A 23,757-nucleotide genomic window follows, 5' to 3' on the forward strand; every position below is an offset into this window, starting at 1 on the left:
AGCCCGAACTCCGGGACAGACGAATCAGGCGTTTCCCTTGCAACCCCTCCTATACGTCGGTGGGGTGCACATGGCGGGCGAGCTGGCTCCGTGAGCGGATACCGAGCTTGCGATAGGTGCGCGCCAGGTTCGCCTCCACCGTCTTCGGGCTGATGAACAGGGTGGCGGCGATATCGCGGTTGGTGTGACCAGCCGCGGCCAACTCGGCGACGCGCTGCTCCGTCGCGGTCAGGGTTGCCGTAGCGCCGGAAGCGTTGTCCAGCCGCGCCAGTTCGGTGCGGGCACGCTCGGCCCACAGCGGCGAACCGTAGTCGTCGAACACCGCCAGGCTGCTGCGTAACGCCTCGGTGGCTGCTTCCCGGTGCCGCCTGCGGCGTTGCAGCTTGCCCAGCAACAACTCCGTCCGAGCGCGTTCGAACGGCATCGGCAACCGGTCATGGGTTTCGAGAGCTTCCTCTGCGCATTCGGTGGCTGCGGCGAGTTCACCACGGGCGGCATGCAGCATGCCCCGGCAGCGGGCACTGACGGCCAGCAGCCAATGCCGTCCCAACCGTTTTCCGTTGTGATGAAGACGATCGACCAACGCATCGGCCTGCTCCACCCGGCCCACTTCGATGAGCACCTCGGCCGCATCGGCGACAAAGGGCGCGGTGATGATCTCGGTGGAATTCGGCATGGTGTCGAGCACCGCCAACGCGGGATCGTAGATTGCCGCTGCGGCGTCATGGTTGCGCAGCGACAACTCGAGAAATCCGAGAATGCTGATCGGCCAGACCAGCAGAGTGATTGCGCCGCTTCGCCGACTTGCCGACAGCGCTTGCTTGGCGGCCTGACGTGCCGACTGCTCCTGGCCGGCGAACGCCGCCAACGCCGCCTGCATGGTGTGCGCGATACCAGGCGCGAGCTCGCCGCCGAGTTGCTCGGCCCGCTCCATCGCGTCGGCAGCCACGGCCTGCGCCGCGTCGATGTGCCCAAGCCACAGCTCGGCCAGGAAGCTGTTGAACGTCACCGGCAGCAGATCGGATTCTTCACCCCGCTCGATGCAGCGTTTCCTGATGGCGAGCAGCTCGTCGCGGCCCTCCTCGATCCGACCGGTCCACGACAACAGGCAGGCGTGATGCAAACTGGGCCGAAACGGTGCCGGCACATGGCCGGACTCACCTTCGAGTCTCATCGCCCGCTGCAACGCGTCCTCGTCGAGACCATCCCCGCGCATGAAATGCAGGTGCACCTTGATCGTGAGCGCCTGACAGGCGAGCAGCGGGAATCCGGCCGCCTCGGCAAACGACTCGGCCTGTTCGACGCACGCGACGGCGGCCTCGATATGACCGCCGTTGAACAGCGCGAAAGCCAACGCGGTGGAGATCTGGGCGCGCCGTGCAGGGTTGTCGCCGGCCTCGCCGAGCGCCCGCTGCAGCAGCGCGGCCGCTTCCAGGAAATTGTCGTCGAACAGGTGCACTGCGGCCCACTGCGCCAATGCTTTTGCGCGCAGCGGCCCTTCCGGCAGCGCCTCGACGGTGGGCTCCAACAGTTCTCGCGCGGCGCGCGCGTCCCCGGCGGCAAGGTGGTAGCGCGCGGCCCGAATCCGGCGCTGCGGCGCGCCGTCGGGATCGTGGCGAATGGCGATGTCGAGGAGTTCGGCGGCGGCGGCCGGTGCGCCGCGCGCACTCGCCGAGCGGGCCGCCTCGTCGAGCATCTCCAGCGTGGCCGGTTCCGCGGTCGCGGCACCCAGAGCGAGATGACGAGCTTTGAGCTCGGGTTCGTCGACCACGTCGGCGAGCCGACGGTGCATCGTCCGGCGGGCACTCGGCGGCGCACCGGCATACACGCCCTGAACCAGCAGCGGATGACTGAAACGGACGCGGTGCCCGTCGAATCGGACGATCCCCTCATCCTCGGCGCGGCTCAGCAGGTCGACAGTCTCAGCGGCATCCCGGTCAATGGCTTGTGCCACTGTCATGATCGACGGCGCCCCCGCGCACGCCACCGCCAACAGAGACGTCAGCACCTCCTGCGGCAGGCTGCCGATCCGCGCCGAAACCAGTTCAGCCAGCGTGCCCGGCAGCGCGACATCCATCGCGCGCGGATTTCTGAGCAGCGCGCGCCCCAATTCCAGCGCATAGAAGGGGTTTCCACCCGAGATGGCCGCGATACGCGACATCGTCGGACGGGCGAACGACTGCCCGAGACGGCTGGACAGTACCGAGTGCAGCTTGCCCAGGCTCAACGGGCCCATCGTCAGGGTCTGCGACGACTCCGGGCGCAGCATGCGCAACCACGAACTGGCCGACGCGGTGTCAGCCCGCGGTCGTTCGGTGACGAGCAACCCCACAGGACCGTCGAGCCGTCGCGCGGCGAATGCGAGAACGTCGCGGGTCGACCGGTCGATCCAGGGGATGTCGTCGACAGCGATCAGCACCGGCGACCGCTCGGCAAGGGTGTGCACCAGTGTGAGAAAGCCGGCCGACACCGCTCGGGCGTCGTCGCCTCCGGCAGCTTCGCGGTAATCCACCACAGCCCGCATCGCCACCCGTTGCGGCTCGGGCAGCCGTGCCCAGATCTCGGCATCGATCCCCTCGACGAGATCGGCCAGCCCGCCATAAGCCAGCACCGACTCGGTCGGGGCACCCTGGACCGACAGGACGACGAAGCCGTTCTGTTCGGCCTGCTGTATCGCCGCGAGCCACAGCGTGGTCTTGCCGATTCCGGCTTCGCCATCGACGAACAGCGCCGACGGCTGCGCGCGGGCGCGGTCGAGAAATTTGCCAACGCTGCGCGCCTCCGCGGCTCTTCCCGCGGTAACCAGCATTCACAGATACTTTCAAGCTTGCTCCCAGCTGTCCACGGGTGCGTCAAAATTGTGGCCGCTCAAACGACACCCCAGAACGGCTGCCGCAGGCGCCGGGCAACGCTGAGCCGCAGGTGACGAGCAGACTCGACAGTCACCGGCGCCGCCGCACCAGGAGTCTTACCTCTCTGTGACGCTCCCCGGATCGACGGTGCGCAAGCGGCACCGCAGGCCGAAATGGTCTGAGGGAAAGACGCGCGGCAGCTCCGGTGAGATCGGCTCGGTACCGAGCATCGCGATGTCGGTCGGCACCCAATCCGCACCCTTGATGAGCACCCGGTCGAATCGCAGCTGCCGGGGCTTTTTCTTGCTGTCCCGCAGCATCGGGTTCGTCGACGAGTTCTCGGTGAAGCCGGGTTCCTGCGGATGCAGCGTCGGCCAGACGTCCCGGTACGCCGGTGCGATCCATCGCTCCTCACCGTCGCGCATGTTGAAGTCGCCGAGAATCACCGCCTGGTCGGCCGACACCGCGCGGAACACCCGTCGCAGCTGCCAGGCCCGCAGCCAGGCGCCGTCCTGACCACTTTCCAGATGCACCGAACAGATCCGCAGTGTGCGGCCGTTGACCGCGAGGTCGGCCTGCACGAAACTGCGCCTCCGCCGGCTGGGCAACCGACTGAATGTCGCCGCAGCGATCGGCAGCCGTGACAGCACCAACATTCCGTAGCCGCCGATCCTGCCGCCGACGACTCCGACGCATCGGTATCCCTCACGCACCCACGGCTGCTCCAGCAACAGGGTCTGCGCAGCGGCGGTGACCTCCTGGAACACCATCACGTCGGGCCGGTCGCACTGCAGCAGACCGGCCAGAGCCTGGTAGCGCTGCTCGGCGAAGAAGGCCTTGTTCCACACGTTGAACGTCGACACGCTCAGTTCGTGCACCTCGACCGCGGCGCCGTCCGACGGGGCGCCGTCCGACGGCGCGTCGACCCAGGCGTCGCAATGAGCGTCGAACCTCCGCACGGTCAGCCGGCGCCGACCGAACACCGCAGGGATCACTGCGGCGACATCGCGGTCGCGAACAGCAGAGCGGCGGCGCTCGCGGTCGGGTCGCTCGCGGTCATCCCGCGATGATTTCAGACTCCCTTTCGCAGCACCTGGGTACCCCGAGGCCATGTTCACCCCACTGCGCCGCGCCGCGACCGTCCTGACCACCGTGGGTCTTCTCGCGGCCTGCGCCGACGAGCCGCCCTCACCGGCCCAGCCGTCCGCCGGCGCGGCCAGCGACGTCACCACCGATCTCGACGTCCCATGGGGTATCGCGTTCCTGCCCGACGGCAGCGCGCTGATCGCCGAACGCGACAGCGCCACGATCCAGCGCATGGCCGAACCCGGGGCCGTCGCTCCGGTCGGCCAGGTCGCCGACGTGGTCTCGCGTGGCGAGGGCGGGCTACTGGGGTTGGCGACCGCGGGGTCGACCGTCTACGCCTACATCACCACCGCCGCCGACAACCGGGTGGTCACGATGCAGTTCGACGGCACCGCGCTGAGTCCACAGACGCCGCTGTTCACCGGTATCCCGGCCGGGACCATCCACGACGGCGGCCGCATCGCGTTCGGGCCCGACGGCAAGCTCTACATCGCCACCGGAGAGACCGGCAGCCCGCAGCTGGCACAGGATCCGGCGTCCCTGGGCGGCAAGATCCTGCGCATCAATCCCGACGGCTCGGTCCCCGCCGACAACCCCGACCCCGCATCACCGGTGTTCTCGCTCGGGCACCGCAACGTCCAAGGGCTGGCGTGGGACGGCGCCGGCCGGCTGTGGGTCAGCGAGTACGGTGCCAACACCTGGGACGAGCTCAACCTGATCCAGCCAGGCGGCAACTACGGCTGGCCGACGGTCGAGGGCCGGGCGAACCGGGAGGGCCTGATCGACCCGGTGCTGCAGTGGCGTCCCGACGAGGCGTCGCCGTCCGGACTGGCGTTCCACAACGGGTCGCTGTGGATGGCGACCCTGCGCGGGGAACGCCTGTACCGGATCCCGGTCCGAGCCGACGGCAGCGTCGGTGATCCGGCGCCACTGTTCGTCGGCGAGTTCGGGCGGCTGCGCACCGTGGTGGTCGCCCCCGATGGTGCGCTGTGGTTCACCACGTCCAATCGGGACGGCCGCGGTGACCCCCGCCTGGGTGACGACCGCATCCTGGCGTTCCGGCCGTAGGGCTGGCGGTCGATCCTGACCGCACGGCGCTGCGGGGGCTACCGTCGAACCGTGTCGAGGTCGCGCGTTGCCCGCGTCTGCGGCGTGGGCGCGGTTCTGCTGACGCTCGCCGCGGTCGCGTCCTGCGGACGCCCGGCACCGCCTGCGGCCACCAGCACGACGTCGACCACCGCCGCGCCCGAAGCCGTCGCTCCCCGGCCCGATATGCCGGCCACCACAACGCCGTCGGTGGCTCCCGCACCCGAGTTCGCACCGATCGCCCAACTCGTGAGCGAGGCGATCGCGGCGCATCGCCTGCCCGGGGCGGTCGTCCAGATCGGGCACGGCGGGCAGATCGTGTTCCGCCAGGCATTCGGTGAGCGCAAAGTCGCCGGCGAACCAGGACTGGACGGATCACCCGCGCCCGCCGAACCGATGACCGAAGACACCATCTTCGACCTGGCTTCGCTGACGAAAAGCATCGCGACCGCGCCCGCCGTCATGCAGATGTACGAACAGGGCCGGTTACAGCTCGACGACCCGGTGCAGGCGTACCTGCCCGGGTTCAACCCGGACGACGACCCGCGGCGCGCCCGGGTCACGCTGCGGATGCTGCTGACGCACACCTCCGGCATCGCCGGCGACCTGAGCCTGGACGGTCCATGGGGACTGTCCAGCGCCGACAAAGCAGAAGGACTGCACCGTGCGCTCGGCGCGTGGGTGGTCTTCGAGCCGGGCGAGCGCTTCCACTACTCCGACATCAACTTCATCCTGCTCGGCGCGATCGTCGAGAAGCTCACCGGCGAGCCGATCGACACCTATGTGCAACGGAACGTCTTCACCCCGCTGGGCATGCGGGACACCCACTACCTGCCCGCGGCGAAAGCCTGTGGCCCGTACCGAATCCGGGGTACCGCCCTCGCCTACGACCCGAGCTCGCGCCCGGAAGACGACTGCGCCGCGGGCACCTGGAACACCGACCTGCTGGCCCGGATCGCCCCCACCGCCATCGACGAAGATACCCCCGGCCTGAACCCCGACTACGGCCATCAGCTGCGCGGCACCGTCCACGACCCGACCGCACGCCGGATGGGTGGCGTGACCGGCAGTGCCGGGGTGTTCTCCACCGTGCACGACATCGGCCTCTACGCGCAGGCACTGCTCGATCGACGTGCCGGGCGGCCCAGCACCTTCCCGTTGCAGCAGGACACCGTGACCCTGATGACGACGCCACAGCAGCCGGGCGACGTATCGGATCAGCGCGGCCTCGGCTGGGACATCGACAGCCCCCATTCAGCGCCGCGCGGCGCCATCTTCCCGGTCGGCAGTTTCGGCCACACCGGTTTCACCGGGACGTCGCTGTGGCTGGATCCCGGGTCGGACACCTACGCGGTGGTCTTGTCGAACGTCATCCACCAGCGCGGCGGCCCCCCGATCGTGACGTTGAGCGGTGATGTGGCCACCGCTGCGGCCCGCGCGCTGCACCTGTACGGGAGCTAGGGACGGGGCGCCCCCTCAAAGCAATCAAGCCCCCTCGAAAGGGGGCCTGATCAGGGTGGCAGGTAGAGGATTCGAACCTCTGTAGGCGTAAGCCGACGGATTTACAGTCCGCTCCCATTGGCCGCTCGGGCAACCTGCCTGGATGCTGCACAGCGCGCGTTACAAGATACAACGAGGGTGGGCCCCCAACACAAACCGGCGGGTGGGGGGCGGTGTTCGCGCCCACGGACACGACGGGTGAAGATGGACGCAAGCACCATCTATCGAGCCCATGAACTATCGAGCCCACGAAGTACCTGAGGGAGGGACGAGTCCAATGGCGGATTCATCGTTCGACGTCGTCAGCAAGGTCGACCGACAGGAAGTCGACAACGCGCTCAACCAGGCAGCCAAGGAGCTGTCCACCCGCTTCGACTTCCGCGGCACCGACACCAGCATCGCCTGGAAGGGCGAGGAGGCCATCGAGATCGTCTCCTCCACCGAGGAGCGCGTGAAAGCAGCCGTCGACGTCTTCAAGGAAAAGTTGGTGCGCCGCGACATCTCCATGAAGGCGTTCGACGCCGGCGACCCGCAGGCCAGCGGCAAGACCTTCAAGGTGACCGGCACCCTCAAGCAGGGCATCAGCAGCGAGGAAGCCAAGAAGATCACCAAGATCATCCGCGACGAGGGCCCCAAGGGCGTCAAGGCGCAGATCCAGGGCGAGGAGATCCGGGTCAGCTCCAAGAAGCGCGACGACCTGCAGGCCGTCATCTCGCTGCTCAAGGGCTCCGACCTCGACGTCGCCCTGCAGTTCGTCAACTACCGCTGAGCGGGGTCATTCCTCCACAGGGTGCCGCCAGGTGAGACGCCGGAAACGGGCGAAGCCGCGATCGGCGCTGTAAAACGTCGCATTGTTCTCCAGGGCGTAGGCCGCCAGGTAAGCGTCCGGTACGTCGTTGCCGCGCGCGTCGATGTCGGTGGCGAGCTGCCGGAACAAATCCCAGTGACGCTCTGTCGGTCGCAAAGCAACGACCGCAGGAGCGTCGCGTAGCGCCTGCACAGCCGCCCACGCTTCCGCGGGGCTGGTGGGCTCACGAAAAACCCGCCGATTGGTCATGATCCGCACGAACCCGCTCAGCACCACGTCTGGGACACCAAGGGGTTCATCGTCGTTGGCCCAGACCTCGAGCATCTTCCGATAGTCGTTGTGCTCGACGAGATCGGACCGGTGCGCGTAGACGAGGACGTTGGTGTCAACGCATCGCACCGAGGCTGTCCCCTTCCTCCATCACGTCCGACACCGCGGCATTCGAGGCAAGGTCCACGCCGGGTCGCAACCCACCGCTGCCGCTCGCCTGCACCGCGAACCGGCTCCGTGCACCCCGGTCGGCCGGGTTGAGGCCGCGACGCACCGCGTCCTCGAGCACCGCCGCCACCGTGCGGCCGGACCGGGCCGCGCGCTCCTTCACCTCGCGGTACAGCGCGTCATCGATGCGGATCGTCGTGCGCATATCGCCACATTAGCATCAGGACTGAGCATCAAGATGCCGACGATAGTCAGGCGTTGCCCGCCCACTCGCACCGGCACCGCGAAATCCACCCTCGTAGCGCCCCCGCAGTCCTAATCTGATCGCCATGGCACCTGCACAGCGCGAACCCAAAGTCGTCGTCCTCGGGGGCGGATCCTGGGGCACCACCGTTGCCTCCATCTGCGCCCGGCGCGGGCCGACACTGCAGTGGGTGCGCTCGCAGGAGACCGCCGACGACATCAACCAGAACCACCGCAACTCGAAGTACCTCGGCGACGAGGTCGAACTGGCGCACACCCTGCGTGCCACCACCGACTTCTCCGAAGCCGCCGAATGCGCCGACGTCATCGTCATGGGGGTGCCGTCCCACGGATTCCGCAACGTGCTGACCGAGCTGGCCCGTGAACTGCGCCCCTGGGTGCCGGTGGTGTCGCTGGTCAAGGGCCTCGAACAGGGCACCAACTACCGGATGAGCCAGATCGTCGACGAGGTGCTGCCCGGTCACCCGGCCGGAATCCTGGCCGGGCCCAACATCGCTCGCGAGGTCGCCGAGGGTTACGCCGCTGCAGCGGTGCTGGCCATGCCCGACCCCCATCTGGCCGCGCACCTCGGCGGGCTGTTCCGCACCAAACGGTTCCGGACCTACACCACCGACGACGTCGTCGGCGTCGAGATGGCCGGCGCGTTGAAGAACGTGTACGCGATCGCCGTCGGCATGGGCTATTCGCTGGGCATCGGGGAGAACACCCGCGCGATGGTGATGGCCCGCGCGGTACGCGAGATGTCCAAGATGGGTGAAGCGCTGGGCGGTCACCGGGACACCTTCGCCGGGCTGGCCGGCATGGGCGACCTGATCGTCACCTGCACCAGCCAGCGCAGCCGCAACCGCCACGTCGGCGAACAGCTCGGCGCCGGCAAGCCGATCGACGAGATCATCTCCTCGATGAACCAGGTCGCCGAGGGCGTCAAAGCATCCAGCGTCATCATGGAGTTCGCCGACAAGTGCGGCATCACGATGCCCATTGCGCGCGAGGTCGACGGGGTGGTCAACCACGGCTCCACCGTCGAGCAGGCCTACCGCGGGCTGATGGTGGAGAAGCCCGGCCACGAGGTGCTCGGCTCAGGTTTCTGAGCCTCTGGTTCCTGAGCCGGGGGTTTCCGGGCCGGAGGTCTCCAAGCCCCTGGTTGCGGGGACCGCTACTCGGGCCGGGCTCCCTAGTTGAAGTACGGGTTGGTGCCCTCGGGCCGCACCAGTAGCGGATTGACGGCGTTGACCCACGATGCGTCTGGAGTCACGACGAAACCGGCCTGGTTGCGGCTGTCCACGCACGCCGTCGTCGCACCGTCGGTGCCGCAGCTGACCGTCCCGAAGCTCAGCCGGGTGTTCGGCGGCAGCGCGGCGACCTCACCCTCGAAGATCGGCCGCGGGGTCGAGCCGAAGCCGGGCACCCCACCCGCCGCGCCGCTGATGACGTTGGCGCCTTGCGGCGCGCCCGGTAGCGGGCCCTGGCATCCGTAGCCGCCGGAACGCTGCAGCATGCAGGTCAGCGCACCGGCGGTGAACGCATAGGCCGTGCCGTCGAGCACCGCGTAGTCCTGCGGGTTGGCCGGCGCCCACGCATTGACGTTCGGCGGGGGTGGCGGCGGAGGCGGGGGCGGCGGTTGAGCCGCCGCGAGGCCGGGCAACGCGGCCACGCATGCCGGAGCGACCAGCATGCCTACCAGGATTCTGCGCAGCACCATCACAGACTAGATGTCGCCGAAGAGGCCAGCAGTGTTTCAGAACGTGAAGCTGCCCGCCGGGCTGAGCACGAACCCGGACTGGTCGAGGGTGTTCACGCAGGACGTCACGACGCCGTCGGTGCCGCAGCTGACCGTCTGGAAACTCATCCGCGTGTTCGGCGGCAGCGGACGCGGGTTCTCGATCGCGCCGTACATCGGCCGATCCGACACCGCGAAGCCGGGGCTGCCCTGCGCGTAGCCGGACACCATGTTCGCGCCGTTCGGCGCCGCAGGCAGCGGACCGCTGCAGCCGTAGCCGCCGGTACGCCGGTCCATCACGCACGTCACGCCGCCCGGCGCGCCGAACGAGTACGACGCGCCCTCGTTGACGGCGAACTCGGCCGGGTTCACCGGGGGCAGCGCGTTGATGTTCGGCAGCGGGCCCGGCTGGGCGGCGGCGAGGCCGGGTACGACGAGGCCGAACGCACCCACGGCCGCGACACCGGACAGCATTCTGGTCAGCACGTGGCACACCTTAAGCGGATCGGGCGCGGTAGAGCACCTCGAGTGTCGACTTTCGCGCCGAATTCGCTAGTAGCGGTCGGGGCTCCGATAGTCTCCGGGCCCGGCCATCGCCTCCAGCCGCGCGATGCGATCGGCGACCGGCGGGTGGGTGGAGAACAACTTGCCGATCTTCTCCCCCGCGCGGAACGGGTTGGCGATCATCAGGTGCGCCTGGTCGGCCAGCTGCGGCTCCGGCGGGAGCGGCGCCCGCTCGACGCCGACGCTGATCTTGCGCAGCGCACTGGCCAGCGCCAGCGGGTCACCGGTCAGCTCGGCGCCGGACTGGTCGGCCTGGTACTCGCGCGACCGCGACACCGCCAGCTTGATGACCGTCGCGGCGATCGGACCGAGCAACGAAACCAGAAGGATCGCAAAAGGATTCGTTCCCCCGTCGCGGTTGCCGCCGAACATCGAGGCGAAGAACGCGAGGTTGGCCAGCGCGGTGATCACCGACGCCATCGCCCCGGCCACACAGGAGATCAGGATGTCGCGGTTGTAGACATGCGACAGCTCGTGGCCCAGCACCGCGCGCAGCTCACGTTCGTTGAGCAGACCCAGAATGCCCGTCGTGCAGCACACCGCCGCGTTGCGCGGGTTGCGGCCCGTGGCGAACGCGTTCGGCGCCGCGGTGTCGCTGATGTACAGCCGCGGCATCGGCTGGCGCGCGGTGGTGGCCAACTCGCGCACGATCTTGTACATCACCGGCGCCTGCATCTCGCTGACCGGCTGCGCGTGCATGGCGCGAAGCGCCAGCTTGTCGCTGTTGAAGTAGACGTAGGCGTTCATGCCCACGGCGAACAACACCGCCAGGAACATGATGTTGCGCCCGAACATGGCGCCCACACCGACGATCAGACCCGAGAACACCACCAGCAACAGGAACGTCTTGAACCTGTTGGCATGCGGATGCCACGTCACCGTGCTTGCCTCCTTCAAAGCAGCCGACTCATCGAACCTGTCAGAGTCCTCGATCAGTCAACGCCCGGACCGGCGGCGCGGGTTCCGCCGGTTCAGCCGTGCCGATTGATGGTGTAGTCCACCAGCGTGGCCAGCGCCTGCCGTCCCGGCCCGTCCGGCAGGTGCGCCAGCTCGTCGCGGGCCTGCTGGGCGTAGCGGGCCACGGTGTCCTTGGCCATCGCGATGCCCTGTGAGGAACGCAACAGGGCCAGGGCCTCGGCGACGTCGTCGTCGTCCTCGACCGGTGCGGACAGCAGTGCGCGCAACCGGTCGGCGCCGGGTCCCGTTTCGCGCAGCGCGTACAGGACCGGCAGCGTGTGCACCCCTTCCCGAAGGTCTGTGCCCGGAACCTTGCCCGACTCGTCGGCGTCGCTGTCGATGTCGATGATGTCGTCGGAGATCTGGAACGCCGTGCCGACGATGCCGCCGAGCCGCGCCAGCCGCTCGACCTGGTCGTCGTCGGCGCCGGAGAACGTCGCCCCGAACCGGCCCGACGCCGCGATCAGGCAGGCGGTCTTCTCGTAGACCACCTTGAGGTAGTGCTCGATCGAATCGACCTGGTCGGCCGCTCCCTGAGTTTCCCGCATCTGGCCGGTGACCAGCAGCGCGAACGTGTCGGCGATCACCCGCACGGCGTCCGGGCCCAGCCGCGAGACCAGCCGCGACGCGGTCGCGAACAGGTAGTCCCCGGCCAGGATGGCGATGTTGTTGCCCCAGCGAGCGTTGGCGCTGGTCGCGCCGCGACGCATCTGCGCCTCGTCCATCACGTCGTCGTGGTACAGCGTCGCCAGGTGCACCAGTTCGATCACCGCGCCGGCCACGCTGACCTGCCAGGCGTCGGGTTCAGGACCCAGCTGCGCGGACAGGACGGTGAACAGCGGGCGGAACCGCTTACCGCCGGCCTGGAACAGGTGCTGCACGGCTTCGGCCATCAGGGCGTCGGCTCTGCCCAGCTCATCGGACATCAGTGTCTCGATGCGGGCGACGCCGTCACGAACATCCTGGGCGAACTGGGCATCCCCGAAGTCCACTCCCGCCACCACGGTCGCCGGTGTCCTCACACTGCCAACATACTGGGAGCCATGGACTCGTCGGCGGGCAGGAGCGAAGCGACCGGGGGATCAATCGCGGCTGATGTGGTCGTCGTCGGAGCCGGACCAGCCGGTTCGTCGGCCGCGGCCTGGGCGGCCCGAGCCGGTCGTGACGTCCTGGTCATCGACTCCGCGCGGTTCCCGCGCGACAAGGCGTGCGGCGACGGGCTGACCCCGCGCGCGGTCGCCGAGTTGCAGCGGCTGGGCCTCGGCTCCTGGCTGGACGGCAAGATCGCACACCGCGGGCTGCGCATGTCAGGCTTCGGCGCCGACGTGGAGATCGCGTGGCCGGGCCCGTCGTTCCCGCCGACCAGCAGCGCGGTGCCGCGCACCGAACTCGACGACCGGATCCGCCAGGTCGCCGCCGAGGACGGCGCCGCCATGCGTCTGGGCGCGAAAGCCGTTGGCGTACATCATGGGCCGTCGGACCGGGTGGCCGCGGTGGTGCTCGACGACGGCACCGAGGTGACGTGCACGGACCTGATCGTGGCTGACGGGGCACGCTCGACGCTGGGCCGCGAACTCGGGCGGCAGTGGCACCGCGAGACCGTCTACGGCGTCGCGATCCGCGGGTACGTCGCCACGCCCCGCAGCGACGAACCGTGGATCACCTCGCACCTGGAGTTGCGCTCCCCGGCCGGCGAGGTGCTGCCCGGCTACGGCTGGATCTTCCCGCTGGGCAACGGTGAGGTGAACATCGGGGTCGGGGCGCTCGCCACGTCGAAGCGTCCCGCCGAGGCGGGGCTACGGCCCCTGATGAGCTACTACGCCGGACTGCACCGCGACGAATGGGGCTTTGCCGGGGAACCGCGGGCGGGGCTGTCGGCGCTGCTGCCCATGGGCGGCGCGGTCTCAGGGGTCGCCGGGCCGAACTGGATGCTGATCGGCGACGCCGCGGCGTGCGTGAACCCGCTCAACGGCGAGGGTATCGACTACGGCCTGGAAACCGGGCGGCTGGCTGCGGACCTGCTCGGCAGCGGCGACTATTCGCGGGTGTGGCCTGCCGTGTTGGAGTCGCACTATGCGCGGGGATTCTCGATCGCGCGCCGGCTGGCGCTGCTGCTGACCTTCCCGCGGTTCCTGCCCGCGACGGGCCCGCTGGCGATGCGTTCGTCGGCGCTGATGACGCTCGCGGTGCGGGTGATGGGCAACTTCGTCACCGACGAGGACGACGACATGATCGCCCGGGTGTGGCGCGGCGCGGGCCGGTTGTCGGGTCGCATCGACGCCCGCCGCCCGTTCACGTGACGTTCGTGTACCGGGCGCCGATGCGGCCGCGGCGTGATGACCTCGACGCGCAGCCCGCGATCGAACGGGCGCTGACGCACGGGCTGTGCGGGTTCGGCGACGACCCGTCCCCACAGGCCGCCGAGCGGTTCGCCCGGCGCATCGACCGGTTCGCCGCGGCACCGGAGGGGTCGCTGGTGTGGACCCGCGACGGCGACGGGCTCTACTGGCTGGGGCGCCTCGCCGGGCCCTACTTCTACGACGCGGACGGTGAGTCCGTCGACCTCGTCCACGTCCGGCGGTGCGTGTGGCGGGAACAACCCGTCCTCGAATCGCAAGCGCCGCCTGCCGTCGTCGCGACGTTCGGGCGTGGGGGACGCAACTTCCAGCAGATCCACGACGACCACGTGGGCGCTACCTCGGAACGGTTGTGGCGCTAGCCTTCCCGGCGCAGCGCTGAACGCGCGGATTCGGTGCCGCGCGCGTTGGGTCGGGCTCGGACACGCGGGCTCGCGCCGTAGGGACGCACCAGGAGGCCCCGGGAGCGGCGGGTATAGATCAGCCGAGCGAGTAGGCGAAGCCGCTCACGTCACGCAGAGTGGCCCCGAACACCTCGGGCATCGCGGCGCCGAACAGCAGGTCACCGCCGTGACAGGTGCCGGCCACCACGCGCCCCACCGCGGGCACCCCGGCGCGCACCAGTCTGCGGTAGTACTGCAAGCCTTCGTCGCGAAGCGGATCGAGCTCGTTGACCGAAATAACATGTGGGGGAAGGCCACTGAGCTCAGCGTCGGTGGCCGCCGCTGCCCAACACGTCGCGTCGTCGGCGTACGCACCGTCCGGGTCGTAGAGCGAGCCGAGCAGCGCCGCCTGCTCACGGCTGATGAAGTAACCGTCGTTCTCCTCCAGCGACGGCAGGTCCTCGCACGCGTCGAGCCAGCGGTTCGAGATGAACGGGCACTGGGCGTAGAAGCCCGCGACCTCGCCGATCCACCCCTCGCGGTTGGCCTTGTGCGCCAATGTCAATGTGAGGTTCCCGCCGCCGGATTCGCCTGAGACGATGAGGTGGCTCACCCCGAGTTCACGGCGGTGCGCCGCCACCCATCTGGCAGCGGAGGCGCAGTCGTTGAGTCCGGCCGGATAGGGGTGCGCACCCAATTTGGCGCTGGAGTTACGGAATTCGACGCCGACGACCACCAGCCCCGTCGCGGCGAGGTGCTCACGCAACCCCACATACGCGGCATCGGCGGCGGAAGCGATCGCCATGCCGCCGCCGTGCAGATGCACCACCGCGGGCAGCTCACCGTCAGCATTCGCCGGCCGGCTCACGAACAGCGTGACGGTGTTGCCGTCGACGCCGGTGCACTCGGTCGTGGTGGTCGTGACGCCGTCGGGGCGCCCGAGGTCCTCGGCGATCGAGTCGAAGATCGCGCCGATGGCCTGCTCGCTCATCGCGGCGAACGCGTGCCGCTCTTCCGCCGGTGAATCGGGGGTCAGCCCGCTCGACGGAAAGTGGCCGTCCAGGCCGAAGCGGCGGAAGACCTCCACCATCCGGGGATCGGCACGTGGGTCGGTGCCCAGCGTGGCGTCAGGGTCGGCGAGGCGTCCGTGCGGCATGAAGGTGACGGTAGCGCCGTCCGCGGGCGGTGAGAGCGCTTTCGCCAGCCGCGAACGCGCGCCGAATGACGGCCTGGGGCGGCGCGTCGGCGTACAGACCCGCGCGCTCGCGGAACTTGGGGGCTCGCCGAGCTTGGGTCGCTCGCGGAACGTGGGGGCTCGCCGAACTTGGGGTCAGGGTTTGGTGGCGGCGTGCAGGGCGACGATGCCGCCGGTCAGGTTGCGCCACCGCACGTCCGTCCAACCCGCCGCCTCGATGCGACGGGCCAGCTGCTCCTGATCCGGCCAGGCCCGGATCGACTCGGCCAGGTACACATAGGCCTCCGGGTTCGACGACACGGTGCGCGCGATACGCGGCAGCGCCTGCATCAGGTACTCCTTGTACACCGTGGCGAACAGTCCGTTGGTCGGCGTGGAGAACTCACACACCACCAGCCGCCCGCCGGGGCGGGTCACCCGCGCCATCTCCCGCAGCCCGGCCTCGTGGTCGACGACGTTGCGCAACCCGAAGCTGATCGTCACCGCGTCGAACACCTCGTCGGCGAACGGCAGCCGGGTCGCGTCGCCCGCCACCTTGGGCACCGCCCGGGCCTGGCCGGCGGCGAGCATGCCCACCGAGAAGTCCGCCGCCACACACCAGGCACCGGAGCCGGCCAGCTCCACGGTCGACACCGCCGTCCCAGCGGCCAGGTCGAGCACCTTGTCCCCCGGGCCGATTCGCAGCGCCTCGCGCGTCGCCCGCCGCCAGAATCGGTCCTGGCCCACCGAGAGGACGGTGTTGGTCAGGTCGTAGCGCCGCGCGACGCCGTCGAACATCGAGGCGACCTCACGGGGATCCTTGTCCAGCGACGCGCGGTTCACAAGGGCGAACGTATCAGCACCTGTCATTCACCTGTGCACCTCGCAGACCGGGAATGCGACCGCCCCGAACGCGCATTGCAACCGGACATGAGTGGAAAAGTCTGGTTCATCACGGGAACATCGCGCGGCTTCGGCCGCGAATGGGCGATCGCGGCGCTCGAACGCGGCGACAAGGTGGCCGCCACCGCGCGCGACGTCGCCACGCTCGACGACCTCGCCGCCGAACACGGCGACGCGCTCTTGCCCATCCAGCTCGACGTCACCGACCGCGACGCCGACTTCGCGGCGGTCAAGGCCGCCCACGATCACTTCGGGCGCCTGGACATCGTGGTCAACAACGCCGGCTACGGACAGTTCGGGTTCGTCGAGGAACTCTCCGAGGACGAGGCCCGGGCCCAGATCGAGACCAACGTGTTCGGGGCGCTGTGGATCACCCAGGCCGCGCTGCCCTACCTGCGCGCCCAGCGCAGCGGCCACATCCTGCAGGTGTCGTCGATCGGCGGGATCACCGCGTTCCCCAACGTGGGCATCTACCACGCGTCGAAGTGGGCACTGGAGGGCTTCTCGCAGGCATTGGCTCAGGAGGTGGCCGAGTTCGGCGTGCACGTCACGCTCATCGAGCCGGGCGGATTCGCCACCGACTGGGCCGGTCCGTCGGCCAAACGCGCCACCCCGCTGCCCGACTACGCCGAGGCGCACGAGCGCTCCGAGCAGTGGCGGGCCTCGCGCTCGGCACGCCCGGGTGACCCGAAAGCATCAGCGGCCGCCGTGCTCGAGGTCGTCGACGCCGCCGAACCGCCGCTACGCGTGTTCTTCGGGGAGCTGCCGCTTCAGCTGGCCCGAGCCGACTACGAGAACCGGTTGGCGACCTGGGAGAAGTGGCAGCCCGTGGCGGAGCTCGCCCAGGGCTGAGCTCAGGCGGCCTTGGCGCTGCGCGCGCCCATCACCTCGAGGTAGTGCTCGAGGAGTTGGTCACACACCGCCGGCCAGGTCCGGCCGAGCACACTGCGCCGCGCGGCCACCGAGTACCGGGGCCGCTCACTGAGCAGATGATCCACGGCCTGCGGCAGGTTCGACTCGAAACCGCTGACCGGCAACAACATTCCCGTGTGCATGGGGGTGACGAGGTCGCGGGGGCCACCGGCGTCCGGGGCGATCACCGGCAGTCCGGAGGCCATCGCCTCCTGCACCGCCTGGCAGAACGTCTCGTGCTCACCGGGATGGACGAAGACGTCCATGCTGGCGTAGGCGGTCGCGAGCTCGGCGCCGTAGAGCGCACCGGTGAACACCGCCGAGGGCATCAGCGTCTGCAGCTTGGTCCGGTCCACACCGTCGCCGACGACGACCACCTGGACGTCGTCACGGCCGGCCAGCCCCGCCAGGCGCTCCACATGCTTCTCGGGGGCGAGGCGCCCGACGAACCCGACGACCGGTCGGCCGTCAGGCGACCAGTGCCGGTGCAACTGCTCGTCGCGGGCCGACGGCGCGAAGCCGGTGATGTCGACACCGCGGCCCCACTTGTGGACCCGGGGGATGCGGTGGGCGGCCAGGTTCTCCATCGCCGACGTGGACGGGGCCAGCGTGCGGTCGGCCTTGCTGTGCAGGCGCCGGGTCCACGCCCAGGAGGCCCGCGACAGCATGCCGATGCCGTAGCTCTCGGCGAATCCGGCCACATCGGTCTGGAACACCGCGACGGTCGGGATGCCGAGATAGCGAGCGGCATGCACCCCGCCCCACCCGAGCAGCGCCGGCGACGCGAGGTGCACGACGTCGGGTTCGAAACCGCGCAGCACACCGACCATGCGCGGCCGGGGCACGCCCAGCGGCAGCGACGTGACCTTGGGGAACATCTTCGACGGCACCCGGTGCACCCGCACCCCGTCGTGCACCCGGTCGGCGGCGGGTTCGCCGCGCGGGGTGTCCGGGGCGATGACGAGGACCTCGTGGCCGGTGCGGCGCAGATGCTCGATCACCCGAAGCACGGAATTGGTGACACCGTTGACGTTCGGGAGGAACGATTCCGCGACGATGGCAACGCGCACACCCGAACGGTGACATCGCCACCTGTCCCAGAGGTTGCCGACAGGGGTATGTCACACGAATTGCCGACCATTCTGTTCTTCGCGCAGCAACGTCGTGGGTCCGCCCGGGCGGATACCCTCACTTCATGCGCACTTCCACCGCAGCGCTGCTGGTCAGCCTCGTCGGACTGCTGGGCGCCGTCGGATGCAGCAGAGAACTCCCCGGTGTCGCGCGGCCCGACCTCACCCCGACACCGCTCTCGGTCACCGAGGACGGGACAGGCATCATGGCCGGATTCGACGACGCGCCCGCCCACATCGAGATCTTCACCGAACCGCAGTGCACCCACTGCCGCGACCTGCAATTGGATTTCGGTGACCAGCTCGCCTACCACATCACCGTCGGTGACCTGCAGGTCACCTACCGGCCGTTGACGTTCCTCGACGACGGAGGCGACGGCTATTCAGCCACGGTCGCCAACGCGATGTTCGCGGCCGCCGGTCCCTTCGGCCCGTCCGGCGACAGCGGCCGTTCCCCGGCCGACGGCACCCAGTTTCAGCGTTTCGTCGAGGAGCTCTACCTCAACCAGGACCCCGGTGGCGCCCCCTTCAGCGGCGACGAACTGCGCGAGATGGCGGTATCAGCCGGCGTGCCCGAAGCCGTGGCCGACCAGCTGGCGCGTGACCGGTCCGCGGTCGACATCGCCGAGATGAACGACACCAACTTCGTCTACCTCGTCGACGTCGACCCGGTGCAGACCGGCACCCCGACCGTCTACGACCTGGAAAGCCAGGAGAAGGTCGACATCCACGCCGAGGACTGGCTCGCCGAACTCGTGCACTCCTGAGTCACACGGTGCTCGCGCGCCGGTCGAGCCGGCGTTCCACCAGCGTCGTCACACCCAGCGCGGCGCCGGCGACGAGCCAGCCGACCACCGCGATCGAGCCGGCGGGAATGATCGCCAGCGCGGCGTTGCGGTCGCGGACCCGGACCAGGTCGGGGTCGTTGACGTCGTACTCGACGTAGATCCGCATCCCGTCGTCGAGCTTCGAGGGGTACAGCACCCCCAGTTCCGGCCGGTAGGTGATGCGGTCAGGGGTGACGAACTCGATCGTCGAGCGGCGATCGCCGGCGTCGAGCACGGTGGCCTCGGCCACCCCCATGTTGCGTTCGATCTGGCGGTCGTTGCGCCAGGCACCCAGCACCAGCAGCACCGACTGCAGCGTCACCAGGCACGCCGCCACCACGATTCCGATGCGGATGCGCCGCAGCATGCGCCCGGCCCGGGTCTCCCCCGGTTCGCCGTGCAGGTGCGGGCGCACCACCTCCCACACCGGCCGCAGCCGCTCGAGCAGCTGTTTCACAGACTCGCCTTGATCGCGGCGTGCAGGGCGCGCAGCGAGGACCTGTCGGCCTTCACCTCCAGCACCCGCATGCCGTCCTGCGGCTCGTCGAGCGCGCCGGCCAACTCGCCGATCTCGATCTGGCGGCTGTCGACGTGGTAGGCGCGGCACAGCGCGCCGACGTCGACGTCGTGCGGGGTGCCGAAGATCCGCGACGAGACGTCGGAGAACCGCGGGTCACCCTGTTCGAGCAGCTCGAAGATGCCGCCGCCGTTGTCGTTGGACACCACGATGGTCAGGGCGCGCGGCGTGGGTTCGGTCGGCCCGATCAGCAGGCCCGAGCTGTCGTGCACGAAGGTCAGGTCACCGAGCAGCGCGACCGTGCGGCCACCGTGGGCCGCCTCGTAGGCCAGCGCCGCGCCGATCGCCGTGGACACGGTGCCGTCGATGCCCGCCACCCCACGGTTGGAGCGCACCCGCACCTCCGGCGTCGTCAACCCGACCAACGCGAGGTCGCGAACCGGGTTTGAGGCCCCCAACACCAGCTGATCGCCGGGGCGCACCGCGCCGGCCACCGCCGCCGCGACATGCAGGCCGGTCGTCAAGGGATGCTCGGCCAACTGTCCGCGAACCGCGTCGACGGCGTGGCGGTTGACCTCCGCGCAGCGGCGCAGCCAGTCCGGCGACGGTTCCCCCGAGGTGACGGCACGGGTGCCGGTGGCCTGCGAGTTCCCGGACACGTCCGGCCACCGGGGTCCGGTGGTCAGCGCGAACACCGGAACCGAGGGATCGGCCAGCAGCGCCGACACCGGCCGGTGCAGGGTCGGCCGGCCGGCCATGATGACCTGCTTGGGGCGCAGCAGCCGCAGCGCCAGCGGGTGCAGCGGGTTCTGCGCGCGCGGGGCTGTGGGCTCGGCGACGGTGGGCAGGTGAGCCAGGTTCGGGTGGGCGCCCGCGCCGTGGCCCGCGATGACGACGGTGTCGGGGCCGAGGTCGATGTCGAGCGGCTGGTCGAAGCTGACCGGCGGGGTGTAGGTCCACGGGCGGCCGTGCGGACGGCCGTCGGGGGCATAGGGCCCGTCCGGGCTGGCGTCGGGCACCAGCGGTTCGCGCAGCGGGATGTCGAACTGCACCGGCCCGGCGTTGGCGGTGCGGGAGCCGGTGGCGGCCACCAGCACCCGGCAGGTCGCCGAGCGCCACTGTGCGTTGAGGGACTCCATGTCCTCGGCGTGCTCGGCCAGGCCCAGGCTGATGTTGGCGCGCACCTGGTTGCCGAAGTAGCCGAGCTGCTCGAAGGTCTGGTTGGCGCCGGTGCCGAGCAGTTCGTAGGGCCGGTTGGCGCTGAGCACGACCAGCGGAACCCGTGCGTAGTTGGCCTCCACGACCGCCGGGCCCAGGTTGGCCACCGCGGTACCCGAGGTCATCGCCACACACACCGGGGCCTGGTTCGCCCCGCCGCCCTGGGCCAGGCCGATGGCGAGGAAGCCCGCCGTGCGTTCGTCGATGCGCACGTGCAACCGCAGGCGTCCGGCGCGGTCGGCGTCGTGCAGCGCGAAGGCCAGCGGCGCGTTGCGCGACCCGGGGCACAACACGACGTCGCGGACGCCGCCGCGGATCAGTTCGTCGACGACTACGCGGGCCTGTGTCGTCGAGGGGTTCACCCCTACAGGGTATCGGCGAAGAATTCGAGGATCGCGGTGTTGACGACCTGGGGCTTCTCGATGAACCCGAGGTGGCCGGCGTCGGGGATCTCGAGGAATCTGCCGTTGGGCAGCGCGTTGGCGACCTCCCGCCCCAGGTGGGCGGGCAGCACGATGTCGTCGGCGAACCCGATCACCAGCGCCGGGGTCGTGACGTTCTGGTAGACGGGCAGCCGGCTGCTCTGCGGGGCGATCGACAGCTGGGTGTGTATCCCCGGCGTGGGCTTCTGCGGCCACATCGTGAACATGTCGATCCAGTCCCGCACCGTATTGTCGTCGTTCAGCGTCTTCGGCGAAAAGCTCTCCAGCAGGCGCAGTTTGGCCTCGTACTCGACGGGCAGCTGCACGCCGGAGCGGGCCATCGCCAGCTCGCCGGACCAGAAGAACTCGCGGGCGCGGTCGTGGCGGCCCCGGGTGGCCATCAGTACCGCCGAGTGGACCAGTTCCGGGCGGGCCACCATCAGCTCCTGGGCGATGTAGGAGCCCATCGACACCCCAACCAGACGCACCGGCGCCAGCCCGAGTTGCTCGATCAGTGCGACGGTGTCGGCGACCATCGTCTCGGTGGTGAACCCATCGGCGTTCTCGGTGGCGCCGATGCCGCGGTTGTCGAACGTCACACACCGGTAACCCGCGCGGGTGAACACCGGTACCTGGTGCAGATGCCAGGTTCGCCCGGCCCCGCCGCGGCCTGCGATGAACAGGACCGCCGGGCCGGAGCCGCGGTCGTCATAGGCCAAATTCACGCCGTCGACGCTACGTCGATCCCCGTTGAGACTGCATCCAGGGTGGAAAAGTGCGAGAAAAGTGCGCGCTCACCGCAGTATCAACGATCAGCGACGCGCTCAGGCCAGTCTCGGCGATCAGCGACGCGCTCAGCCCAGACTCGGCGATCAGCGGCGGGCCCGGCGCACGCGGGCCAGTGCCGCATCCCACAGCAGCCCGGTCGAGGCCGCCAGCGCGGCGGGGGTCGCCAACTGGCGGCCCATCATCGCGGTGGCGGTCGCCTTGGTGGCCGCCGAGGCCTTCGACATGTGCCCGGAATCGAACGGCGGCTTTGGGTCGTACTCCATCGACAGCTGGATGGCCTTGGCCTTCGCCTCACCACCGATCCGCCCGGCCAGCCACAGCCCCAGGTCGATGCCGGCCGACACCCCGGCCGCGGTGACGATCCGCTCGCCGGCATCGACAATGCGCTCATCCCCCACCGGCTCCACGCCGAACGTGCGCAGCACCGGCAGCGCCGCCCAGTGCGACGTCGCCCGTTTACCCTCGAGCAGCCCGGCCGCGGCCAGGATCACCGAGCCCGAGCACACCGATGTCGTCCACTGCGTGCTCTGGTGCACCCGGCGCACCCAGTCGAGGACCTTCTCGTCGCGGGCGTGCTGCAGCGTCGAGAAACCGCCCGGCACCAGCACGAGATCCGGGGCGGGTGTTTCGTCGAACGAGTGGGTGGCCCCGACCACCAACACGCCGGAATCGGCGGTGACCGGCCCGGGTTCGTGCCAGACGAACCGGACGTCGGCATCGGGAAGGTAGTGCAGGCTCTCGTAGGGTCCGATGAAGTCCAGGGCGGTGAATCCGGGGTAGAGCATGATCGCGATCTGCATGGGTTCTCCTTATCAGGCGAATGTCTTGCGGTACTGGTCAGGGGACACACCGAGGCGGCGAACGAAGTTGCGCCGCAACGTCTCCGCGGAGCCGAACCCGCACCGGGTGGCGATGACGGTGACCGGGTCGTCGGTCTCACAGAGTTGCCGGCGCGCCGCCTCGGTGCGGATCCGCTCGACGTAGGCGCCGGGCGCCTCACCGACCTCGTCGGTGAAGACGCGCGTGAAGTGGCGCGGGCTCATGGCTGCCCGCCGGGCGAGCTCGGAGACACTGTGCGTGCCACCGGGTTCGGCGTCGATGGCGTCCTGGACGTCGCGGATGGGGCGGCGCCGGGCCCGCGGCATCCACACCGGCGCCGCGAACTGGGTCTGCCCGCCGGGGCGGCGCAGGGGTAGCACCAGATAGCGGGCCACCGTCTGGGCGGCCTCGGTGCCGTGATCGTCCTCGACGAGCGCCAACGCCAGGTCGATGCCCGCGGTGACGCCCGCAGCGGTCCAGACCTTCGACGAGCTGCGCACGAAGATCGGATCGGGATCGACGGTGACGGCGGGGAATTCGGCCGCCAGCTGGGCGGCGAACGCCCAGTGCGTGGTCGCCACGCACCCGTCGAGCAGCCCGGCCTCGGCGGCCAGCACAGCCCCGGTGCAGACGCTGACCACCCGGCGGGCCTTCGCGGACACCGCCGTGATCCAGTCGATCAGCTCGGCGTCACCGCGGGCCGACTCGGTGCCCGCGCCACCGGGCAGCACCACGGTGTCGACCGGCTCGCCCGGGTCGGGTAGCGGATCGGCCACCAGGGTCAGGCCGGTTCCGGTGGCCACCGGTGCGCCGCCGACGGACACGATGCGCACGTCGTAACCCGTGCCCGCGGTGCGGGCGTCGTAACCCGTGCCCACGGTGCGGGCGTCGTAATCCGTGCCCGCGGCGCGGGCGTCGGCGTACAGCGAGGCCCCGGTGAACACCTCGAACGGACCCACCAGATCCAGCGCCTGCACGCCGGGGAACCCGACGAGGAGCACCGTGCGCGGCATGACCTCAGTGTTGGCCAC

At 69.7% G+C, this 23,757-nt stretch carries 24 protein-coding genes and 1 tRNA gene; 8 read left to right on the top strand and 17 right to left on the bottom strand.

Translation table 11 applies throughout. From position 1 onward, the window contains the following. Positions 1-49 precede the first annotated feature (49 nt). Both J3476_RS08245 and J3476_RS08250 read right to left on the bottom strand, forming a co-directional pair. Positions 50-2,809: a LuxR family transcriptional regulator gene (locus J3476_RS08245; RefSeq protein ID WP_207066002.1), complete on the bottom strand. Its 2,760-nt coding sequence runs from the start codon at positions 2,807-2,809 to the stop codon at positions 50-52. A 159-nt stretch (positions 2,810-2,968) separates the two neighbouring features. Then, positions 2,969-3,847, bottom strand: coding sequence for an endonuclease/exonuclease/phosphatase family protein (locus tag J3476_RS08250; RefSeq protein WP_286182751.1), 879 nt, complete (start codon positions 3,845-3,847; stop codon positions 2,969-2,971). 115 nt (positions 3,848-3,962) lie between these two features. On the opposite strand from J3476_RS08250, the gene J3476_RS08255 reads away from it, so the two are divergent. Together J3476_RS08255 and J3476_RS08260 are read left to right on the top strand one after the other, a co-directional pair. Then, a complete protein-coding gene (locus J3476_RS08255; protein ID WP_207066004.1) occupies positions 3,963-5,006 on the top strand; it encodes a sorbosone dehydrogenase family protein in 1,044 nt (347 codons plus the stop codon). A 204-nt stretch (positions 5,007-5,210) separates the two neighbouring features. Further along, entirely contained in the window at positions 5,211-6,485 is a 1,275-nt protein-coding gene (locus J3476_RS08260; protein ID WP_286182770.1) for a serine hydrolase, read from the top strand. A gap of 56 nt (positions 6,486-6,541) precedes the next feature. Here the strand turns inward: J3476_RS08260 and J3476_RS08265 are convergent. Further along, positions 6,542-6,624 (bottom strand) — tRNA-Tyr (locus J3476_RS08265). A gap of 177 nt (positions 6,625-6,801) precedes the next feature. Here J3476_RS08265 and J3476_RS08270 point away from each other — a divergent pair. Continuing rightward, entirely contained in the window at positions 6,802-7,293 is a 492-nt protein-coding gene (locus J3476_RS08270; protein WP_152515473.1) for a YajQ family cyclic di-GMP-binding protein, read from the top strand. Between the two features lie 6 nt (positions 7,294-7,299). Here J3476_RS08270 and J3476_RS08275 read toward each other — a convergent pair whose 3' ends face one another. Together J3476_RS08275 and J3476_RS08280 are read right to left on the bottom strand one after the other, a co-directional pair. Continuing rightward, positions 7,300-7,731, bottom strand: a complete 432-nt coding sequence (locus J3476_RS08275) for a type II toxin-antitoxin system VapC family toxin (protein WP_207066006.1) — start codon at positions 7,729-7,731, stop codon at positions 7,300-7,302. Then, positions 7,718-7,975, bottom strand: a complete 258-nt coding sequence (locus J3476_RS08280) for a ribbon-helix-helix domain-containing protein (protein ID WP_207066007.1) — start codon at positions 7,973-7,975, stop codon at positions 7,718-7,720. Before J3476_RS08280 ends, J3476_RS08275 begins: the two co-directional genes overlap by 14 nt. Positions 7,976-8,099: 124 nt before the next feature. Between J3476_RS08280 and J3476_RS08285 the strand changes: the two genes are divergently transcribed. Continuing rightward, a complete protein-coding gene (locus tag J3476_RS08285) occupies positions 8,100-9,125 on the top strand; it encodes an NAD(P)H-dependent glycerol-3-phosphate dehydrogenase (RefSeq protein ID WP_163672985.1) in 1,026 nt (341 codons plus the stop codon). Between the two features lie 83 nt (positions 9,126-9,208). Here J3476_RS08285 and J3476_RS08290 read toward each other — a convergent pair whose 3' ends face one another. The 4 genes from J3476_RS08290 to grcC1 form a co-directional block, all read right to left on the bottom strand. Beyond that, on the bottom strand, positions 9,209-9,736 hold the full coding sequence (locus tag J3476_RS08290; RefSeq protein ID WP_207066008.1) for a hypothetical protein: 528 nt from the start codon (positions 9,734-9,736) through the stop codon (positions 9,209-9,211). Between the two features lie 36 nt (positions 9,737-9,772). Next, positions 9,773-10,240 (bottom strand): hypothetical protein, encoded by a 468-nt coding sequence (locus J3476_RS08295; protein ID WP_207066009.1) that lies wholly within the window; start codon positions 10,238-10,240, stop codon positions 9,773-9,775. 66 nt (positions 10,241-10,306) lie between these two features. Beyond that, a complete protein-coding gene (gene htpX / locus J3476_RS08300) occupies positions 10,307-11,197 on the bottom strand; it encodes a zinc metalloprotease HtpX (RefSeq protein ID WP_152515467.1) in 891 nt (296 codons plus the stop codon). Positions 11,198-11,289: 92 nt separating this feature from the next. Continuing rightward, positions 11,290-12,297 (bottom strand): nonaprenyl/(2E,6E)-farnesyl/geranylgeranyl diphosphat synthase, encoded by a 1,008-nt coding sequence (gene grcC1, locus J3476_RS08305; RefSeq protein WP_207066010.1) that lies wholly within the window; start codon positions 12,295-12,297, stop codon positions 11,290-11,292. Between the two features lie 21 nt (positions 12,298-12,318). Here grcC1 and menJ point away from each other — a divergent pair, with 21 nt between their 5' ends. Then, positions 12,319-13,575 (top strand): menaquinone reductase, encoded by a 1,257-nt coding sequence (menJ, locus tag J3476_RS08310; protein WP_207066011.1) that lies wholly within the window; start codon positions 12,319-12,321, stop codon positions 13,573-13,575. Beyond that, positions 13,572-13,994 carry a GAF domain-containing protein gene (locus J3476_RS08315; protein WP_207066012.1) on the top strand — a complete coding sequence of 141 codons (423 nt, stop codon included), beginning with the start codon at positions 13,572-13,574 and terminating at the stop codon, positions 13,992-13,994. The genes menJ and J3476_RS08315 overlap by 4 nt, the downstream gene beginning before the upstream one ends. Positions 13,995-14,112: 118 nt before the next feature. On the opposite strand, the gene J3476_RS08320 is transcribed toward J3476_RS08315, so the two are convergent. Both J3476_RS08320 and J3476_RS08325 read right to left on the bottom strand, forming a co-directional pair. After that, entirely contained in the window at positions 14,113-15,171 is a 1,059-nt protein-coding gene (locus tag J3476_RS08320; protein WP_207066013.1) for an alpha/beta hydrolase fold domain-containing protein, read from the bottom strand. A 174-nt stretch (positions 15,172-15,345) separates the two neighbouring features. Next, positions 15,346-16,032 (bottom strand): demethylmenaquinone methyltransferase, encoded by a 687-nt coding sequence (locus J3476_RS08325; protein WP_207066079.1) that lies wholly within the window; start codon positions 16,030-16,032, stop codon positions 15,346-15,348. An 87-nt stretch (positions 16,033-16,119) separates the two neighbouring features. Between J3476_RS08325 and J3476_RS08330 the strand changes: the two genes are divergently transcribed. Further along, positions 16,120-16,944: an SDR family oxidoreductase gene (locus tag J3476_RS08330; RefSeq protein ID WP_207066014.1), complete on the top strand. Its 825-nt coding sequence runs from the start codon at positions 16,120-16,122 to the stop codon at positions 16,942-16,944. Between the two features lie 2 nt (positions 16,945-16,946). On the opposite strand, the gene J3476_RS08335 is transcribed toward J3476_RS08330, so the two are convergent. Beyond that, positions 16,947-18,074: a glycosyltransferase family 1 protein gene (locus J3476_RS08335; RefSeq protein WP_207066015.1), complete on the bottom strand. Its 1,128-nt coding sequence runs from the start codon at positions 18,072-18,074 to the stop codon at positions 16,947-16,949. A gap of 125 nt (positions 18,075-18,199) precedes the next feature. Between J3476_RS08335 and J3476_RS08340 the strand changes: the two genes are divergently transcribed. Further along, complete coding sequence (locus J3476_RS08340; RefSeq protein ID WP_207066016.1) at positions 18,200-18,901, top strand: thioredoxin domain-containing protein; 702 nt, start codon at positions 18,200-18,202, stop codon at positions 18,899-18,901. A 1-nt stretch (position 18,902) separates the two neighbouring features. On the opposite strand, the gene J3476_RS08345 is transcribed toward J3476_RS08340, so the two are convergent. The 5 genes from J3476_RS08345 to J3476_RS08365 all read right to left on the bottom strand — a co-directional run bounded on the left by J3476_RS08345 (position 18,903) and on the right by J3476_RS08365 (position 23,739). Further along, complete coding sequence (locus tag J3476_RS08345) at positions 18,903-19,418, bottom strand: DUF3592 domain-containing protein (protein WP_207066017.1); 516 nt, start codon at positions 19,416-19,418, stop codon at positions 18,903-18,905. Further along, positions 19,415-21,058: a 2-succinyl-5-enolpyruvyl-6-hydroxy-3-cyclohexene-1-carboxylic-acid synthase gene (gene menD, locus J3476_RS08350; protein WP_207066018.1), complete on the bottom strand. Its 1,644-nt coding sequence runs from the start codon at positions 21,056-21,058 to the stop codon at positions 19,415-19,417. The genes J3476_RS08345 and menD overlap by 4 nt, the downstream gene beginning before the upstream one ends. A gap of 2 nt (positions 21,059-21,060) precedes the next feature. After that, entirely contained in the window at positions 21,061-21,843 is a 783-nt protein-coding gene (locus J3476_RS08355; RefSeq protein ID WP_207066019.1) for an alpha/beta fold hydrolase, read from the bottom strand. A gap of 147 nt (positions 21,844-21,990) precedes the next feature. Then, positions 21,991-22,707, bottom strand: a complete 717-nt coding sequence (locus J3476_RS08360; protein WP_207066020.1) for a DJ-1/PfpI family protein — start codon at positions 22,705-22,707, stop codon at positions 21,991-21,993. Between the two features lie 12 nt (positions 22,708-22,719). Then, positions 22,720-23,739 carry a GlxA family transcriptional regulator gene (locus tag J3476_RS08365; RefSeq protein WP_207066080.1) on the bottom strand — a complete coding sequence of 340 codons (1,020 nt, stop codon included), beginning with the start codon at positions 23,737-23,739 and terminating at the stop codon, positions 22,720-22,722. Between the last annotated feature and the right edge of the window lie 18 nt (positions 23,740-23,757).

This window comes from Mycobacterium sp. PO1 (assembly GCF_017312405.1).
Classification (GTDB): Bacteria; Actinomycetota; Actinomycetes; order Mycobacteriales; family Mycobacteriaceae; genus Mycobacterium.

Bases quoted from the DNA above. Each gene is read 5' to 3' on its own strand.
- J3476_RS08360 (WP_207066020.1), bottom strand. From the start codon at position 22,707: ATGCAGATCGCGATCATGCTCTACCCCGGATTCACCGCCCTGGACTTC.
- J3476_RS08285 (WP_163672985.1), top strand. From the start codon at position 8,100: ATGGCACCTGCACAGCGCGAACCCAAAGTCGTCGTCCTCGGGGGCGGA.
- J3476_RS08245 (WP_207066002.1), bottom strand. From the start codon at position 2,809: ATGCTGGTTACCGCGGGAAGAGCCGCGGAGGCGCGCAGCGTTGGCAAA.
- J3476_RS08290 (WP_207066008.1), bottom strand. From the start codon at position 9,736: ATGGTGCTGCGCAGAATCCTGGTAGGCATGCTGGTCGCTCCGGCATGC.
- J3476_RS08340 (WP_207066016.1), top strand. From the start codon at position 18,200: ATGCGCACTTCCACCGCAGCGCTGCTGGTCAGCCTCGTCGGACTGCTG.
- J3476_RS08280 (WP_207066007.1), bottom strand. From the start codon at position 7,975: ATGCGCACGACGATCCGCATCGATGACGCGCTGTACCGCGAGGTGAAG.
- J3476_RS08330 (WP_207066014.1), top strand. From the start codon at position 16,120: ATGAGTGGAAAAGTCTGGTTCATCACGGGAACATCGCGCGGCTTCGGC.
- menJ (WP_207066011.1), top strand. From the start codon at position 12,319: ATGGACTCGTCGGCGGGCAGGAGCGAAGCGACCGGGGGATCAATCGCG.
- J3476_RS08365 (WP_207066080.1), bottom strand. From the start codon at position 23,739: ATGCCGCGCACGGTGCTCCTCGTCGGGTTCCCCGGCGTGCAGGCGCTG.
- J3476_RS08320 (WP_207066013.1), bottom strand. From the start codon at position 15,171: ATGCCGCACGGACGCCTCGCCGACCCTGACGCCACGCTGGGCACCGAC.
- J3476_RS08270 (WP_152515473.1), top strand. From the start codon at position 6,802: ATGGCGGATTCATCGTTCGACGTCGTCAGCAAGGTCGACCGACAGGAA.
- J3476_RS08260 (WP_286182770.1), top strand. From the start codon at position 5,211: ATGCCGGCCACCACAACGCCGTCGGTGGCTCCCGCACCCGAGTTCGCA.
- J3476_RS08255 (WP_207066004.1), top strand. From the start codon at position 3,963: ATGTTCACCCCACTGCGCCGCGCCGCGACCGTCCTGACCACCGTGGGT.